Here is a 15,669-nt window from a genome sequence, read left to right as displayed (position 1 = left end):
CGGCCGTCAGCTCGCCGGGACCACGGCCACCGGGCAGCTCGCGTGCTGGACGACGGCCAGGCTGACCGACCCGAGCCGCCTGAGCGGTCCGGCGCGGCGGCCCTCACGCCCGACGACGACGAGGTCGGCCTCGGCCGAGAGGGTGACCAGCGGCTTGGCCGCCGCGGACTTGACGCTGTCCATGGTCACCGTCACCGAGGGGAACTCCTCCCGCCAGCCGGCCAGCACCTCGGCGAGCGTCCGCTCCTGTTCCGCTTCGACGTGGCCGCGCTCGTAGACGGGCGGCATCCCGCGCCCCTGCGTGATCAGCGGGTAGCGCCAGGCGTGCACCGCGCGCAGCGACAGCTGCCGGCGCTCGGCCGCCTGGAAGGCGAAGCGCAGCACCGCCTCGTCCGGGTCCCTGGCGTCGACGCCGACGACCACGCCCCCGGGCCGGTCCACGCCCGCGTTGCCTCGGTCGGGGACGACCACCACGGGACAGCTGGCCGTGCCCGCCGTGTGCAGGCTGGTCGAGCCGACCAGCAGCCCCGGGAACCCGCCCGAGCCGCGGGCCCCCACGACGAGCAGCTCCGCCGTCTCCGCCGCCGCGGTCAGCGCGTCGCGCGCCTCACCGTCCGCGACCTCGACGGAGACGGCCAGCAGGCCCGGGCTCCTCTTGCGCACCACGTCGGCGAGCTCGTCGACGGCCTGGCGGGCGTAGTCCGCGACGGCCCCTCCGGTCGCGGTCAGCAGCGTCAGCTGCGCCCCGCGCAGGGCGGCCTCCGCCTCCGCCCAGCCGACGGCGGGCCCGTCGTCGGCCTGTTCGTCCACGCCGAGCACGATGGGACCAGACATGGCTTCCTCCTGGGGTGCACCTGCCCGTGTCGAAGACCGGCAGTTCCAGTGTCCCCCTGCCCGGCGAACCCACCAGCGCAGAGCGGCTCTTTCAGAGCTCGCGCCAGATGCGCCCCTGCGGCTCCGCGCGTCGGCCAGGGTCGCGTCCAGTGCCCCGGGCGCGCCCTGGCGGGCCTCCCGGCCGAAGTCGGGGCGGTGGGGCCGCGTCCCAGCGGGCACCTGGGGCTGGGCCCGGGGACCCCGGGCCCGAGACACGGGAGCGAGCCGGCCTCGGGCCCGGCTCCTCCCCTCGGGCCTGAGGACGGGCCTGGGCCCACCCCCGCCGGAGACGTCGGGACGGATGTGGTCCCACGCCCCCCAGCGGCGCGCGTCAGTCCAGGCGGAGGATCTCCGTGACGGGTCGGCGCGGGGTCGGGGCGCCGGGAGGGCCGTAGCCGAGACGGAGAATGATCTGGACGTAGCCCGGGCCGGTCTCCGGGTCGCGGAGCTGCCAGCGGGTGTCGGGCCACTCGACGGCCTGGTGCAGCACCGAACAGCGCAGGCCGTTCAGGGTGGCCAGCAGCCAGACCCGTTCCAGGGCCATGCCCGTGCGGACCCAGGCGCTGCGGTCGTCGTGCGGGGTGGTGAACGTGGCGAGCTGCGGCAGCGGCTCGAAGCGCGCCGACGCCGGGACGCCGTGGGGCGGGTGCCCGGTGAAGCTGCGCACGGGCACCCGCGCGTCCCGGTCGAGCGGGCCGAGCGCCTCGACGGGGATGCCGTCGGTCGCGGGGGCCTCCAGGCGGACCCAGCCACGGGTCTCCGCCTCGCGCGTCAGATCGGCCGCGGTGCGGCGCTCGGCGTCGGTGGTGAGCGCGAGGACCCGGCGGGTCTCGGCCTCCTCCAGCACGGCGAGCACCGCGCCCTCGTGGTCGGCGGCCGCGATCAGCTCGCCGACGAGCCGCTCCGGCACGTCGCGGTTGGTGAAGGGCTGTCGGCTGCTGTGGCGCTCGGCTATGGCGGGATACAGCTCGGCGTCGGGGTGCCGTCCCGCACCGGGCGGAGGCCGGTCGAACGCGAGGGCCGCGACCAGGTCCGGCTGCTCGGGGTCCGGCAGCAGCCGCAGTCGGATCTCCAGACCGAGCGAGGCAGCGGCGACACGCACGTTGAGCAGAGCGGCGCCGATCGAGACGTGCAGCGCGCGCCCGGTGGGGTCGGTGACGGGCACCGCACGGGCCGGGTCCCGGTCCACCAGCAGGCCGCGCCGGTCGTCGGTGGCGCGGAAGCGCCACGGCTGGCTGTTGTGCAGGGAGGGCGCCGCGCCCCCGGCGGCCGCCAGAAAGGCGAACCGGTCCGGCGTCAGGGCGTCGGACGCGTAGGTGCTGTGGGCGGTGCGGGAGTCGTCGGTCATGGCGGCCGCCTCCGTTCTCACTGGCTGTCTTCGGTCGGCGCCGCGCTGTCCGTGGCGGGGCGGAGTTCGCGCCCGGTGATCCGGTCCGGGCGGATCCGCACCAGGAGATCGCGCGGACCTGCCGCCCAGGGCAGCGGACCCTCCTCGTCGGCTCCGACGCGGTCCTCCTCCCGGGGGTCGGCCTCGGCCAGGCCGGTGACCAGCAGGCTCCAGCCGAGGGCGAGGACGTCGTCCAGACGATCGACCTCGAGCACGACCGGCCGTCCGACGACGCCCGACAGGGCCCCGGCCTCCTCGGTGCGGAAGAGCACGACACCGTCCACGACCTCGTAGTTGACGGGGCGCACGACGAGCTCACCGCCCGCCTTCTCGCCCGGGTCGAACGCGATCCTGCCGATGCCGCGGCGGCCGAGCCGACTGCGGCACTCGTCCTCCGTGAGAGCGACGGAGACGGCGCGGCGGTCGGGTCCGGCCCGGCCGGGCGCCGCGTCGTGGTCGGCGCCGAGCAGCTCCCTGCGGGTCGTGTCGAGCGCGGCGGCGATGCGCGCGAGCTCGCCGGGGCCGATCTCGGCCGGACGGGTCTCGATCCAGTCGACGAAGCCCGGCGTCATCCCGGCCCGCCGGGCCACCTCGGCGACGCTGAGGCCGAGTTCCTGCCGCCGGTGGCTGACCCGACGCCCCAGGTCGCCTGCGTGGCGGCGCTCCGCGGGCTGCCGCGAGGCGTCGGCCGGTCCTGCGGATGCCCATGCTGCGAACATGATCGCTACTCCCTCTTCGGCTTCGGCCGGTTCCGAGGTCACCAGTGCGGGACGACGGTGACGGGGCAGGAGGCGTGGTGGAGGACGGCGTGCAGGACCGGTCCGAGCGCCGAGACCGGCCGGTGCCGACGGCGCCCGACGACCAGCAGCGAGGCCTTCTCGGCCTCCTCGACCAGGACGGCGGCCGGGTCGCCGGTCAGCTCGGCGGCCGTGGCCTCCGCCGCGGGACAGCGGTGCTGCGCGGCCGTCACCGCGTCGTGCAGGGCGTCGGCGTGGTGCCGCTCCAGCTCGCGCCGCTCGGCCTCGCCCGGCTGCACGGGGCCCGCACCCCACAGCAGCGGCGGCTGCCAGACGTGCACCGCGCGCACCACGACCCCGTGCTCCTCGGCGCGGCGCAACGCGAAGTCGAGCACCGGGCGGCAGTCGCCGCCGGGATCGACACCGACGACGATCCGGTAACCGGGCCCCACGGCGGCCGCGCGGCGCGGCACGAGGACGACGGGGCTCTGCGACCGGGCGGCCACCGCCTGGGCGACGGAGCCGAGCAGCAGCCCCTGGAAACCCCCGCTCCCCCGGGTCCCGAGGACGAGCGTGCCGCCGTCGTCGGCACTGCGCAGCAGCATCAGGTCCACGGGGCCGGTGACGGGCTCGACGTCGACCCGTAGCCCGGGGTGAGCCAGGCGCAGCTCGGCGGCGAGGCCGTTCATCGCTTGGAGGGTCTGGAGTTCGGCCTCCTCGGCGCGTTCGTCGCCCGCGAGGATCCACAGACCGTCCGGGCGGACGTGCACCAGCCGCAGGTGGCGTCCGGTGGCGGCGGCTTCGCGTCCGGCCCACTGGGCGGCGGCGAGGCTCGCGTCGGAACCGTCGACTCCGACGATCAGCGGAGGAGTCATGGCCCTCTTCCTTCCGTGCGGCGCGGCGGGGATGGCTCACCTCCCAGCGTTCGCTCCCGCCGCAGCGGCGGACAGGGCCGACCGGTCCCCTCAGGGTGCTCCGCCGTGCCGTCGCTCCGGCGGAGCACTGGGCCGCTCGGTCCCCTCCTGCGGGTCCGAACGGCCCTCGCGCGCATCGAGGGACCCGTCAGGGACGGGTCCCTCGATGCGCGCGCTCAGGCGGCGGCGACTCGACGGTGTCGGAAGCGCCAGGCCAGGACCAGGCCGAGGAGGGCGGTGCCGGCGCCCACCGCCTCGGCGATGACGGACGCGGTCTTCTCCGGGTACCAGATCGGCTCGTACATGTTGGGCAGCGGCCCCAGCGAGCCGACGTCGACGTACCGGTACAGCATCACGGCGAAGACGCCCCCGGCGGCGACCAGGAAGGCGAACGCCCACGCGGCCGGTCTGCGGTGCCACACCAGGACCACCAGCGCGGCCAGCGCCGCCGCGGCCGCCTCGATGCGGAACAGGTCGCCCTGGCTCACGTCGGCCGTCACGCCGTCGTAGCCGGGTGCGAGGTCCGCGTGCACGAAGGCGTCCACCGCCAGGGCCGCCGCGGTGACCAGGGCGAGGAACCACAGCACCCCGGCCTCTGCGACGCGGCCGCTGCGACGCAGTCCGGCTCCGCTCACCGTCGTGTCCGTCATGGCCATCCTCAACACCTCCACTGCCCGGGTTTGTGCTGACCTACGCACCCGGGAGCGGATCGGTTCACGGCTGTCGGACGGGTATCGGACGAGGGGCGTCCGGGGGCTCAGCCCTCCAGCCGCAGCGGTGCCTGCCAGGTCAGGCGGGTCCCGCCCCCGGCGTTCGGGTCAAGGCGCAGCGCACCGTCGTGCTTGGCAGCGCGCTCCTCGAGGTTGGCGAGGCCGCTGCGACGGCCGCCCTCGGGCAGGCCGACGCCGTTGTCGGCGACGGTCAGCACCACCTCGGGGGCCGTGCCGCCGATGACCCGGGCGAAGACGTCGACGGCCTTGGCGGAGGCGTGCCGCGACACGTTGCTCAGCGCCTCCTCCAGCACCGCGAGCACGTCGTCGGCCAGGTCGGGCGGGACGTCGGTGTCGAGCAGCCCCTCCAGCCGCAGCGAGGGCGTGAAGCCGAGGATGGGCACGAAACGCGAGACGGTCTCGACGAGCCGGGCCCGCAGTCCGGCGGACTCCTGCGCGGACGCGTGCGACCGGAGCCCGAAGATCGAGGTGCGGATGATCTTCACGGTCTCGTCGAGGTCGTCCACCGCCCGGCCGACCCGTTCGGCGGCCTGCGGGTGGTCGATGAACCGCTGCGCGCTCTGCAGGGTCATCCCGGTCGCGAAGATCCGCTGGATGGCGAGGTCGTGCAGGTCCCGGGCGATCCGGTCGTGGTCCTCCAGCAGCGCGAGCTGTTCGGCGTCGCTGCGCCGGGCGGCCAGCTCCAGGGCCAGCGCGGCCTGGTCGGCGAAGGCCTTCAGCGGCGCCACGTCGGCCGAGGTGAACCGGTAGAGACCGGTCCGGCGCGCGAGCATCAGCACGCCGCGTGGCCCCGCGGGGCCACGGCCCAGCGGCACGGCGACGGCCGCGCCCAGCCCCTGCCAGCGCGGCGGCCCGGCCGTGACCCTCGGGTCGTGGGCGATGTCGGCGCTGGTGACGGGCTTGGCAGCGGTGAAGGCGGCGCCCATGAAGGTGCCCTCGAGCGGCAGCAGCAGGCCGCGGTGCAGCTCGGCGTCCAGGCCCTCCGCCAGCTGCACCGCCAGTCCCGTGCCTCCGGCGGTCGGCAGGGTCAGCGCGATGACGCCCAGGTCCGCCTCGAGGATCTCCAGGGACGCCTGGACCAGCTCGGCGAGGACGTCCTGCTCGGCGGCGCCGGACAGCAGCCGGCTGGTGATCTCGCCGCTGGCCACCAGCCATCGTTCGCGCAGCCGTGCGTCGCGGTAGAGACGGGCGTTGTCGATGGCGACCCCGGCGGCGACGGCGAGCGTCTGCAGCACCGACTCGTCCTCGGCGTCGAACTGGCTGCCGCCACGCTTCTCGGTCAGGTAGAGGTTCCCGAACACCTCGCCGCGGACCCGGATCGGCACGCCCAGAAAGCTGTGCATGGGCGGGTGCTTGGCCGGAAACCCGACGGAGGCGGCGTGTTCGGCGATGTCCTGCAGGCGCAGCGGCTCAGGGTGCCGGATCAGCTCGCCCAGGATGCCGTGGCCGGTCGGGAACGGCCCGATGGCCTTGACCTGCTCGGGTGTCATGCCCGTGGTGAGGAACTTGGCCAGCAGCTCGTTCTCGCCGATGACGCCGAGGGCCGCGTAGCGGGCGTCCACGAGCGTGGCGGCGGTCTCGACGATCTGCTGCAGCGCCTGGTCGAGGTCGAGCTCGCGACCGACGGTCAGGACCGCCTCCAGCAGCGCGTGCACCCGGTCCCGGGTGCCGCGGGCGAGGTCGAGCCGGGACTGCAACTCCTCGAGCAGCTGGTCCAGGCGGAGGTCAGGAAGGCGCAGGTCTCCCGTGTCCGTCTCCGGCGAGGGTTCCTCGGACACCCGTTCCTCCACCCCCGATGGCGCGTCGACCGGGCTTCCCGGTCAAGGTCACCGTACCCAGCCCGCGCGACGGACGCACCAGTTCCGGTTCCGGGCCCGGCGGCCCGGAACCGGGGGCCGGTCAGCCCTTTGGCCAGTCGGCCCGCGCGGTGTCAGCCTGGAAGCAGCAGCATGAGCATCCGCGCCGGCGAGGCCCGGCGGCCCGGCCGCCTCCCGAGGGCCCGGCCGTCCCCCGAGCAGGAGTGTCCCCCAGCAGGAGGCAGTGATGAACAGTTCGCCGACCGAGGCCGTCGTGGTCGGCCTCGACTCCTCCGAGAACTCCCGTGTGGCGCTGGAGTGGGCGGCCGAGGAGGCCCGGCTGCGCGGTGCGGCGCTGCGCATCGGCCACGCGTGGAGCATGCAGGCCTACCGCCTGCCCGAGGCCTACAACCAGGAGATGGTCGACGAGGCGCGCAAGGCCGCGCAGACCTTCCTCGAGAACGCCGCCGAGGAGGCGCGCACACGCCATCCGGGTCTCCAGGTCGAGCCGGAGCTGATCGAGGAGGGCGCCGTCGAGGGCCTGCTGCGGATGTCGTCGTCCGGCGCGAGTCTGCTGGTCACCGGCCGCCAGGGGCACAACACCTTCCTGAGCGTCCTACTCGGATCGGTCAGCGGTGGCGTGATCGCGCACACGACCGTGCCCACCGTCCTGGTACCGACCGAGGGCGCCCCCGCCGAGCGCGGTCCGGTCGTGGTCGGTGTGGCCCCGGGCGAGCCCGAACCGGTCGAGTTCGCCTTCGCGGAAGCCGAACGGCGCAGCGTCCCGCTGCGGGTGGTCCGCTCGTGGATGTATCCGCAGGCATTCCCCGGATATATGGCTGTCCCGCCCCAGGAACAGGCCCGGCGTGAGGCCGAGGAGACGGACGAGCTCGCACAGCTGCTGGCCCCGGCGCGGACCGCGCACCCGAACGTCGCGGTCGACCTCCGCGTGGAGCTCGGTCCGGCCGAGGAGGTCATCGTGAACGCCTCCACCGACGCCTCCCTGGTGGTCGTCGGCGCGCACCGCAAGCACACCCACCGCTTCAGTCAGCCGATCGGCCGCGTCCCGCACCGCGTCCTGCACCTGGCCAAGGCGCCCGTCGCGGTGATCCCGCGCTGACACCCTGCTTCGGCGGTCGGGGGCCGCGAGGGGCCGTTCGGCCCTACCGGGAGACCCGGCCGGCGCGGGATCATCCTGTCGATCCGCCATGCCCGCCAAGGCGGGACCGAGGCTCGACCGACGAGAAGCGGCGAACAGGAGGAGAGGGATGACGGGCGAAAGCTCCGGCGCTCCCGCCGCCCGCACGATCCGGGTCTTCCTGCTGGACGACCACGAAGTCGTCCGCCGGGGCGTGCACGACATGCTCGACGCCGAACCCGGCCTGGAGGTCGTCGGCGAGGCCGGGACCTGCGCCCAGGCCCTGGCCCGCGTCCCAGCGCTGCGCCCCGACGTCGCCGTGCTGGACGTGCGCCTGCCCGACGGCGACGGCATCACCGTCTGCCGCGAGCTGCGTTCCCAACTGCCCGAACTCGCCTGCCTGATGCTCACCTCGTTCGACGACGAGGACGCCCTGCTGGACGCCATCATGGCCGGGGCCTCCGGCTACGTCCTCAAGCAGATCAGCGGTACCGACCTCGTCTCCGCCGTCCGCACCGTCGGCCGCGGCCAGTCCATGCTCGACCCCGGCGCGGCCACCCGCCTCATGGCCCGCCTGCGCGGCCAGTCCGCCCAGCCGCCGCAACAGCCGGACGCGCTGGCCGGGCTGACGGACCGGGAACGCGACATCCTCGCCCTCATCGGCGAGGGACTGACCAACCGCGAAATCGGCCAACGCCTCTACCTGGCCGAGAAGACCGTCAAGAACCACATCTCCCGGATGCTCGCCAAACTCGGCGTCGAACGCCGGGTCCAGGCGGCGGTCATCGCCTCCCAGGCGGCCGAGCACGCAGCGGCGTCCGCCGCGAGCGTCGGCGGCACCGCACGGCCGGACAGCCGGGACTGAGACAGCAGGCACCGAGCAGGGATCCGGTCCACACTCCGGCCGTTCAGCCGCGCCGGGACCACAGCGGCTCGTAGACCAGCCACTCCTTCGCCCACGCCTCCTGGTCCATGCGGTTGAGCCGCGAGCGGGCCACCGCTCCGGCGGAGATGAGCACCGCGTCGGCCCCGGCCATCACGAGAAGAGCCGAGATCACAGCGGTGCCGACGACGTTCGCCGTCGAGGTGGGGCCGACGGCCACGTTGCCGCTGCCGTCCAGCCAGATCTGCACCTGGTCCCCCACGTGGTCGGCGGCCGGCACGCCGGCGACGCCCTGGCGCGTGGAACCGTCCGGTGCGGTCCAGCTCACCTGGGCCAGATCGCCGCCCACGCCGGACGGGTACGGCCGGTCGGCGACGCGGGCCTGCACCGGATGCAGGCTCTGCGCTGTGCGCAGGGCGTCGGCGCGGCCCTGCTGGTAGAAGGACAGCCCGAGCAGGACGCACAGCACCGCGACCGCGACGAGTCCCAGCGCCTGGACCTGCACCAGCGCGGAACGCCACCGGTCGCTGCGCCGCCGCAGCGGGCTACGGCGACGGGCGCGCGCCATGGCGAGACGCGAACGTCTCGGCCCCGGGGCGGACGGACGGGGATCGGCTGCCGGCGCGGCCATCGGACTGCCCTCCTTCGGTGCGTGCGGCGTCGTTCGGAGTGGCGGACTTCGCCCACTCGTCCAAGCCTCTCCCCAGGCGCTTGAGCGGGGCAGGACCGGGCGGGCCCTTCGGGGGTGCCGAACGTCCCCATCGAGCGCCCGCCCCTCCCGTCGACCCTCTGGCCGCGCCTCCTGCGGGGCGCAACCCGGCCCTCGGCGTGGGTCGGACGGAACGCGACCAGGGCCTATCGGCGCGCTGCAGGGCACCGTGCGGCCCTGCTCCGGTCGTGCGGCGGCCCGGCAGGCTCGAACCAGCAAGCGAGATCGGCGCGCCAGGTGGTGCCACGCATCGCCTCGTGGCACCACGCAGTGCCAGGCAGTGCCATGCATCGCCGCGCGGCGCCAGGCGGTGCCACGCGGTGCCGTTCCCTGCCGCGCCATGCCGAAGGAGGCCGCCATGACTCCCGCGACCCTGGACGCCACCGTCCTGGAGGACCTCGTCTCCGCTGCCGTGGCCGCGCCGTCGATGCACAACACCCAGCCGTGGCGCTTCCGGCTGCGTCCGGAGACGCACACCCTCGAGATCCGCGCGGCGCTCGACCGCGAACTGCGGGCGGAGGACCCGGACGCGCGCGGGCTGCACCTCTCCGTCGGCGCCGCCGCGTTCAACCTTCGGCTGGCCGTCGCCCACCACGGCTGGGAGCCGGTGCTGCGGCTGCTCCCGGACCCGCACGAGCCGCTGCTCCTCGCTTCCGTCCGGCTGGCCGGACGGAGGCCGTCCCCGACCTCCGCTGCCGCCACGGCGGTGGACGGCCTCTACGACCAGATCTGGCGGCGGCACACCAGCCGCAGCCCCTTCTCGCCCAGGCCGCTGCCGGGTCCGCTGTGGGCGGAGCTCCTCGACGCCGCCCTGGTCGAGGGCGCCAGGCTGCACCTGCCGGACCCGGACGAGACGCACCGGCTGCTCGCCCTGACCTACGAGGCCGAGGCCCGCACGATCGCGGACCAGGAGCGCCGCGAGGAGAGCCGGCGCTGGATCCGCTCCCCGGCGGACTCGGACCTCGGCATCCCTCCGGAGGCACTCGGTCCCCATGACGCCGAAGGGCACCTCCCGATGCGGGACTTCTCCGCACTGCACCCGCCCTCCTCCCAGCCGGCCCAGCCCTTCGAACGGCACCCGCAGCTGGCCGTGCTCGCCACCGACCACGACCGGCCCGCCGACTGGCTGCGCGCCGGGCTCGCCCTGCAGCACGTGCTGCTGCTGGCCACCCGCGACCAGGTGCGGGCCTCGCTGCTGCACCAGGCCGTCGAGTGGCCCGACCTGCGCTGGATGCTGCGCGACCCGCGCAGCGGGCCGGAGCACGTGCAGATCCTGATCCGTCTCGGCTACGGCCCCGAAGGTGCGCCCACCCCACGCCGGGCCGCGACCGCCGCCCTCGCCTGAACCTGACGGACAAGGCGACACCACCCATGGTCACCTCGCACGAACCGCCCCGCCAGGCCGACGCGTTGCTTGCTGACGGCACCGTCGTCACCATCCGCCCGCTGCGCCCCGGCGACCACGACGCGGTCCTGGAGCTGCACGCGCACCGGATGTCACCGGAGAACCAGCGGCTGCGGTTCTTCGGCATCAGCCGCCGAGCGCCGGAGCTCACCGCCGACCGGCTCTGTGCGCCACCCCGTCCCGGCTTCGTCGCGCTGGGCGCGTTCGCACCGGACGGCGGGCAGTTGCTCGGCGTCGTCGAGTACGAGGCGGAGGCCGAGACCCCGATCCGGGCCGAGATGGCCGCCGCCGTCGCCGACGACTGGCACCACCGGGGCGTGGCCACACTGCTCATCGAGCACCTCGTGCACGCCGCACGAGCCGAAGGCATCCAGGCCCTGGTCGCCGAAACCCTCGGCGACAACCAGGCGATGCAGCGGGTCTTCTCCGACCTCGGCCTGGCCGTGAAACGCCGCTGGGCCGAGGGCGAGGTCCGGATCGAGGCCGTCCTCGACGAGGCCTCCACGCCGTACCTGGACGCCGTGGAGGCACGCGGCAGCCGGGCTGACATCGCCAGCCTGCGACCGCTGCTGCGGCCGCGCTCCGTCGCGCTCGTCGGCGCCTCGCGGCGACCCGGGACCGTGGGGCACAGCCTGCTGCTGAAGATCCGCCACGGCGCGTTCACCGGTGCGTTCTGGCCGGTGAACCCGCACGCCGCGCAGATCGACGGCCTGGCGTGCTTCCCTTCACTCGACGCGCTCCCCGGCGTGCCCGACCTTGCTGTCCTGGCCGTGCCCGCGACGCAGGTCACCGCCGTCGCCGAGGGGTGCGGGCGGCGTGGCGTGCGGGCGCTGGTGGTGCTCGCCTCCGGCCTGACGCGGGCTCAGTCCGCCGGGTTGCTGGACGCCTGCCGCCGCCACAGCATGCGCCTGGTCGGCCCGAACTGCCTGGGCCTGGCCGTCACCGATCCGTCCACCAGCCTCGACGCCGAGTTCGGCCGGGCCGACCCGAAGCCCGGTGGCGCGGGCGTCGCCGTCCAGTCCGGTGGCGTGGGGATCGCCCTGCTGGAGCAGCTCGACGCCCTCGGCATCGGCGTCTCCGACTTCGTCTCCCTCGGCGACAAGTACGACGTCAGCGGCAACGACCTGCTGCAGTGGTGGGAGCGGGACGGCCGCACCCGCCTCGCCCTGCTGCACCTGGAGTCCTTCGGCAACCCGCGCGCCTTCTCCCGCACCGCGCGCCGCGTGGCCCGGCGCATCCCGGTCCTGACCGTGGACGCGGGCCGGTCCGTCGCCGGTCGCCGCGGCGCCGCCTCGCACACGGCCGCCGCGGCCACCCCGACCGTCACCCGGCAGGCGCTGTTCACCCAGGCGGGGATCACCGCGACCCACTCGATCGCCGAACTCGTCGAGACCGCAGCACTGTTGGACGCCCAGCCGCTGCCGGGCACCACCGGCGCCGTCGCCGTCGTCTCCAACGCGGGCGGCATCGGTGTCCTCGCGGCCGACGCCTGCGCCGACCACGGCCTCAGCGTTCTCGGGCTGCCCGCGCCGCTGGCCGCGCGCCTGGCCGAGCTGCTGCCTGCGGGTGCGTCCCCGGCCAACCCGGTCGACACCACCGCCGCGGCGTCCACCGAGTCCCTGGTCGCGGCCGTGGACGCGCTGGCCGCGAACGACGCCGTCGACGCCGTGCTGCTCTGCCTGGCGCCCACGACACTGGGCACGGCGCAGACCACCGAGGAGGCGCTGGCCCCGCTGCTCGCCGGTCCCGGGCGGCGGCCTCGCCCCGTCGCGGCGGTGCTGCTGGACCAGCGCGAACCGGTCCGCTTCCTGCGCTGCGCGGACGGCGAGCGGATCCCCGCCTACGCGGACGCCCAGTCCGCCGCCCGCGCCCTCGCGCGGGCCCTGGACCGGGCGCGCTGGCTGGCGCAGCCGGTCACGTCCGTGCGCGCCACGCCCGGCTGCCGCCCGGCCGACGCCGCCGCGCTCGTCGAGCGCTACCTCGAACGGCACCCGGACGGCGGCTGGCTCGAACCCGCGCTCGTGGCCGGGCTGCTGGGCTGCTACGGCCTGCCGCTGGCGGCCGCGCTCTGGTGCGAGGACGAGGACGCAGTCGTCCGGGCCGCCTCCGTGCTGGCCCGGACGGGCGAGCGCGGCGAGGTGGTGCTCAAAGCCCACTGGCCCGGTCAGATCCACAAGAGCGAGCTCGGCGCGGTCCGCGCCACCGGGGCGGATCCCGACCAGGTCCGCTCGGTCTACCGGGACTTCACTGCCCGCTTCGGCGAGCGGATGGACGGCGTGCTCGTCCAGGCGCGTCGGGCGGCGGGGACCGAGCTGCTCGCGGGTGTCGTCCAGGACCCGGTCTTCGGCCCGCTCGTCGTCTTCGGCGCCGGCGGCACCACCGCCGACCTGCTCGACGACCGCGCCGCGCGGCTGGCCCCGCTCACCGACGCCGACATCGGCGCGATGCTCGCCTCCCTGCGCACGACGCCGCTCCTCTTCGGCTACCGCGGCAGACCGCCCGTCGACCTGGCCCGGATCGAGGACCTGCTGGCCCGCCTCGACCGGATGGCCGCCGACGTCCCGCAGCTGGCCGAGGCCGACCTCAACCCGCTGATCTGCGGCCCGGACAGCGTGGTCTGCGTCGACGCCCGCGTCCGGCTGGCCCCGTGCCGCACCCCCGACCCCTACCTGCGCCGCCTGCGCCGCCTCCCCGACGCCCCCGGCCAACCGGCCTGAGTCTCCTGCGGAAGGGACAGAACCCATGGCACTCCCGCTCGTCGTCGGCTTCGACGGCTCCGAGCCCAGCCTGGCCGCCGCCGAGTGGGCCGCGACGGAGGCGACGCTCACCGGTGCCCCGGTGCGGCTGGCCCACGCCCACTGGCCGCACCGCGACGATGTGCCCGCGCCCGAGGCCTATCTCCAACTCAAGTCCGAAGCAGTGGAGTTGCTCACCCGCACGGTCCAGGACATGCGCGAGCGCCATCTCGGCCTGCAGATCGGCCACGTCCTGCTGCCCGGCGACGCGCCCACACAGCTCCTGCGCGCGGCCGAGCCCGGGAGCACGCTCGTCCTCGGCTCACGCGGCACCGGCGGCTTCGCCGGCCTGCTGCTCGGGTCCACGTCCCTGGCCGTGGCCGCCCGCGCCGAACACCCCGTGGTCCTTGTCCGCGGCGACGAGGACCCGGAACCCCCAGGCCACGACATCGTCCTCGGCCTGCGCCTCGGCGAGGGGGAGAGGACCCCGGTCCTCGACTTCGCCCTCACCGAGGCCGAGCGCCGCAGCGCGTCCTTGCGCGTGGTGCACGCGCAGCAGCCGGCCCGCTGGTGGACCACCGGTCTGATCCCGCCCGGCGAGGCAGAGCGGACGGCCGTCCGCAGGGATGCCGAGGAACGGCTACGCGAGACGATCCGCCCCCTCGCCGAGAAGCACCCGCACGTCCGGCTCTCCTTCGACGTCCAGACCGGCAGCGCGGCCCACATCCTGGTCGACGAGACCGACCATGCCGGCCTCCTCGTCCTCGGCCGCCGTCGCCACACCGCCGCCCCCGCCCTCGGCCCCACCGTCCACGCGGCCCTCCACTACGGCCGCTGCCCCGTCGCGATCATCCCGCACGCCTGACCTGCCCTCGGCGGACCGACTGCTGCGGTGAACCGGGAGCAGACAGCGACGACCTGACGTCACCGTCGTCGAGCCGGGCCACCGCCGGATCGGACACGGTCCAGCGCCTCCCGGACGGCCTTCGCATGTGGATGACCGACGTCCAGGCATCGTGCGGCGTCCGAGCACAGGCACTGCAACATGACCAGGGCCTCCGCCCGGTCACCGGCCTTGGCGAGAGCGAGAGCGTGCTGCAGACGCACGAAGAGCGTGTGAGGGTGATCAGCGCCCAGCACCCGGCTGCGGGCTGAGACCAGAACGGACAGCAGTGCGGCGGCGCGCCTCGCCTCGCCCCTTTCAAGGAGGATCTGGGCGATCGCCACGCGGATGGCGAGGGTGTGCGCATCCTCGGCGCCGAGGGCGAGTTCGGCGTCGTGGCGCAGGCTCGTCAGGTCAGCCAAGGCCCTCTCGGATCGGCCGCTCTGCCCGAGGTACCAGGCGAGGCTCCGCCTGGCCGCGATGGTCTGGGGGTCGGCGAGGCCCGAGATCCGCCGACGATCGGCGACCAGTTGTTCCAGCTGCCGGACGGCGATCTCCGGATGGCCTGATTCCCCTGTGAAGTAGGCCAGTTGGTGTCGCGCTGCCAACGTGTCGGAGTGGTCGGGGCCGAGCGTCCGCGCGCAGTCGGCAGCAAGCGAGCGGAATTGCTCCGCAGCCTTCTCCACCCGGCCCTGGATCCCGGTGAAGTAGGCGCGTTGGTGTCGTGCGGCCAGGCTGTCCGGATGGTCCGGGCCGAGGGTCCGGGTGCGCTGTTCTGCGATGCGTGAGAGTGCCCGCACGGCCTGCGCCGGGTGCCCGCTGTCCCCCGTGACGACGGCCAGCGCGAAGTCGGCCCCCGGGACGGTGGCGTCGCGTGCGGCGGCCAGGGCCCGGCGGGCGATCGCGTACTTGCTGTCCCGGTAGGCTCCGAGCCCGACGTCGTACGCCTGCACCGGGGTGATGAGCGGCAGCAGGCCTTCCCGCAGGTGATCGGGGACGGGTTCGAGCTCCGGGCTGTCGAGCAGGTAGTCGAAGGCCGCGTAACCCTGCGAGTAGTTGCCCACCAGCAGGCTGCTGCTCGCGTGCACGGCCTTGCAGGCCCAGGCGAGCGCCTCGTCGAATGGCTCGGGCTGGAGATCGCCGCCGCCGCGCGCCTCGAGGTACCGGCGATGGAGAACGCGCAGCCATTCCTGCGGCACCGGATCCACCAGGCCCGCTCGCCGACAGTCGAGCGCGGCGGCGACCAGCGCGGCGCCACGGGGATTGGCCTTCGGCGCCCAGGCATCACCCCACGTCTCCAGGAGCTCCGGCCCGGCGGCGAGGACCTCACTGACGCCGAACCGGTCGGCCGCCCTCAGCGCGGCGGCGATCCGCGGGTCGGAGCCGACCAGCCGCGCGCGTTCGAGCTCCGAGGGCGTCCAACGGCGGGCGAGCCTGACCAGGTGTGCCGCCTGCACGACCTTCCGCTCCGCCCGCCA

At 74.9% G+C, this 15,669-nt stretch carries 13 protein-coding genes; 5 read left to right on the top strand and 8 right to left on the bottom strand.

All coding sequences use genetic code 11. The features are described from left to right. Positions 1-6: 6 nt before the first annotated feature. From TR49_RS11415 to TR49_RS11390, 6 genes are all read right to left on the bottom strand, one after another. On the bottom strand, positions 7-834 hold the full coding sequence (locus TR49_RS11415; RefSeq protein WP_042380431.1) for a universal stress protein: 828 nt from the start codon (positions 832-834) through the stop codon (positions 7-9). Positions 835-1,204: 370 nt separating this feature from the next. Then, the gene (locus TR49_RS11410) at positions 1,205-2,221 is read right to left on the bottom strand and encodes an Acg family FMN-binding oxidoreductase (RefSeq protein WP_236653326.1); all 1,017 of its coding nucleotides are present in this window, start codon (positions 2,219-2,221) and stop codon (positions 1,205-1,207) included. A gap of 17 nt (positions 2,222-2,238) precedes the next feature. Beyond that, a complete protein-coding gene (locus TR49_RS11405; RefSeq protein ID WP_042380429.1) occupies positions 2,239-2,979 on the bottom strand; it encodes a helix-turn-helix domain-containing protein in 741 nt (246 codons plus the stop codon). Between the two features lie 38 nt (positions 2,980-3,017). Continuing rightward, a complete protein-coding gene (locus TR49_RS39870) occupies positions 3,018-3,872 on the bottom strand; it encodes a universal stress protein (protein WP_052434204.1) in 855 nt (284 codons plus the stop codon). Between the two features lie 215 nt (positions 3,873-4,087). Further along, positions 4,088-4,561, bottom strand: coding sequence for a hypothetical protein (locus tag TR49_RS11395; protein WP_201776176.1), 474 nt, complete (start codon positions 4,559-4,561; stop codon positions 4,088-4,090). A gap of 107 nt (positions 4,562-4,668) precedes the next feature. After that, the gene (locus TR49_RS11390) at positions 4,669-6,420 is read right to left on the bottom strand and encodes a sensor histidine kinase (RefSeq protein ID WP_236653325.1); all 1,752 of its coding nucleotides are present in this window, start codon (positions 6,418-6,420) and stop codon (positions 4,669-4,671) included. Between the two features lie 265 nt (positions 6,421-6,685). Between TR49_RS11390 and TR49_RS11385 the strand changes: the two genes are divergently transcribed. After that, positions 6,686-7,558, top strand: coding sequence for a universal stress protein (locus TR49_RS11385; protein ID WP_042380426.1), 873 nt, complete (start codon positions 6,686-6,688; stop codon positions 7,556-7,558). A 148-nt stretch (positions 7,559-7,706) separates the two neighbouring features. Then, entirely contained in the window at positions 7,707-8,441 is a 735-nt protein-coding gene (locus tag TR49_RS11380) for a response regulator (RefSeq protein ID WP_042380424.1), read from the top strand. Positions 8,442-8,484: 43 nt separating this feature from the next. Here the strand turns inward: TR49_RS11380 and TR49_RS11375 are convergent, their stop codons facing one another. Further along, a complete protein-coding gene (locus TR49_RS11375; RefSeq protein ID WP_052434203.1) occupies positions 8,485-9,027 on the bottom strand; it encodes an Rv1733c family protein in 543 nt (180 codons plus the stop codon). 499 nt (positions 9,028-9,526) lie between these two features. Between TR49_RS11375 and TR49_RS11370 the strand changes: the two genes are divergently transcribed. From TR49_RS11370 to TR49_RS11360, 3 genes are read left to right on the top strand one after another with little or no spacing between them, the layout of a single operon-like run. After that, positions 9,527-10,513 (top strand): Acg family FMN-binding oxidoreductase, encoded by a 987-nt coding sequence (locus TR49_RS11370; protein ID WP_042380421.1) that lies wholly within the window; start codon positions 9,527-9,529, stop codon positions 10,511-10,513. Positions 10,514-10,539: 26 nt separating this feature from the next. Beyond that, positions 10,540-13,290 carry a bifunctional acetate--CoA ligase family protein/GNAT family N-acetyltransferase gene (locus TR49_RS11365; protein ID WP_042380419.1) on the top strand — a complete coding sequence of 917 codons (2,751 nt, stop codon included), beginning with the start codon at positions 10,540-10,542 and terminating at the stop codon, positions 13,288-13,290. A gap of 25 nt (positions 13,291-13,315) precedes the next feature. Continuing rightward, positions 13,316-14,173 carry a universal stress protein gene (locus TR49_RS11360; protein WP_042380416.1) on the top strand — a complete coding sequence of 286 codons (858 nt, stop codon included), beginning with the start codon at positions 13,316-13,318 and terminating at the stop codon, positions 14,171-14,173. A 59-nt stretch (positions 14,174-14,232) separates the two neighbouring features. On the opposite strand, the gene TR49_RS11355 is transcribed toward TR49_RS11360, so the two are convergent. Then, a partial coding sequence (locus TR49_RS11355) for a tetratricopeptide repeat protein (RefSeq protein WP_042380414.1) occupies positions 14,233-15,669 on the bottom strand: 1,437 nt, incomplete at its 5' end.

This window comes from Streptacidiphilus melanogenes (assembly GCF_000787835.1).
GTDB lineage: Bacteria > Actinomycetota > Actinomycetes > Streptomycetales > Streptomycetaceae > Streptacidiphilus > Streptacidiphilus melanogenes.
This window is presented reverse-complemented; position numbering and strand designations above follow the sequence as displayed.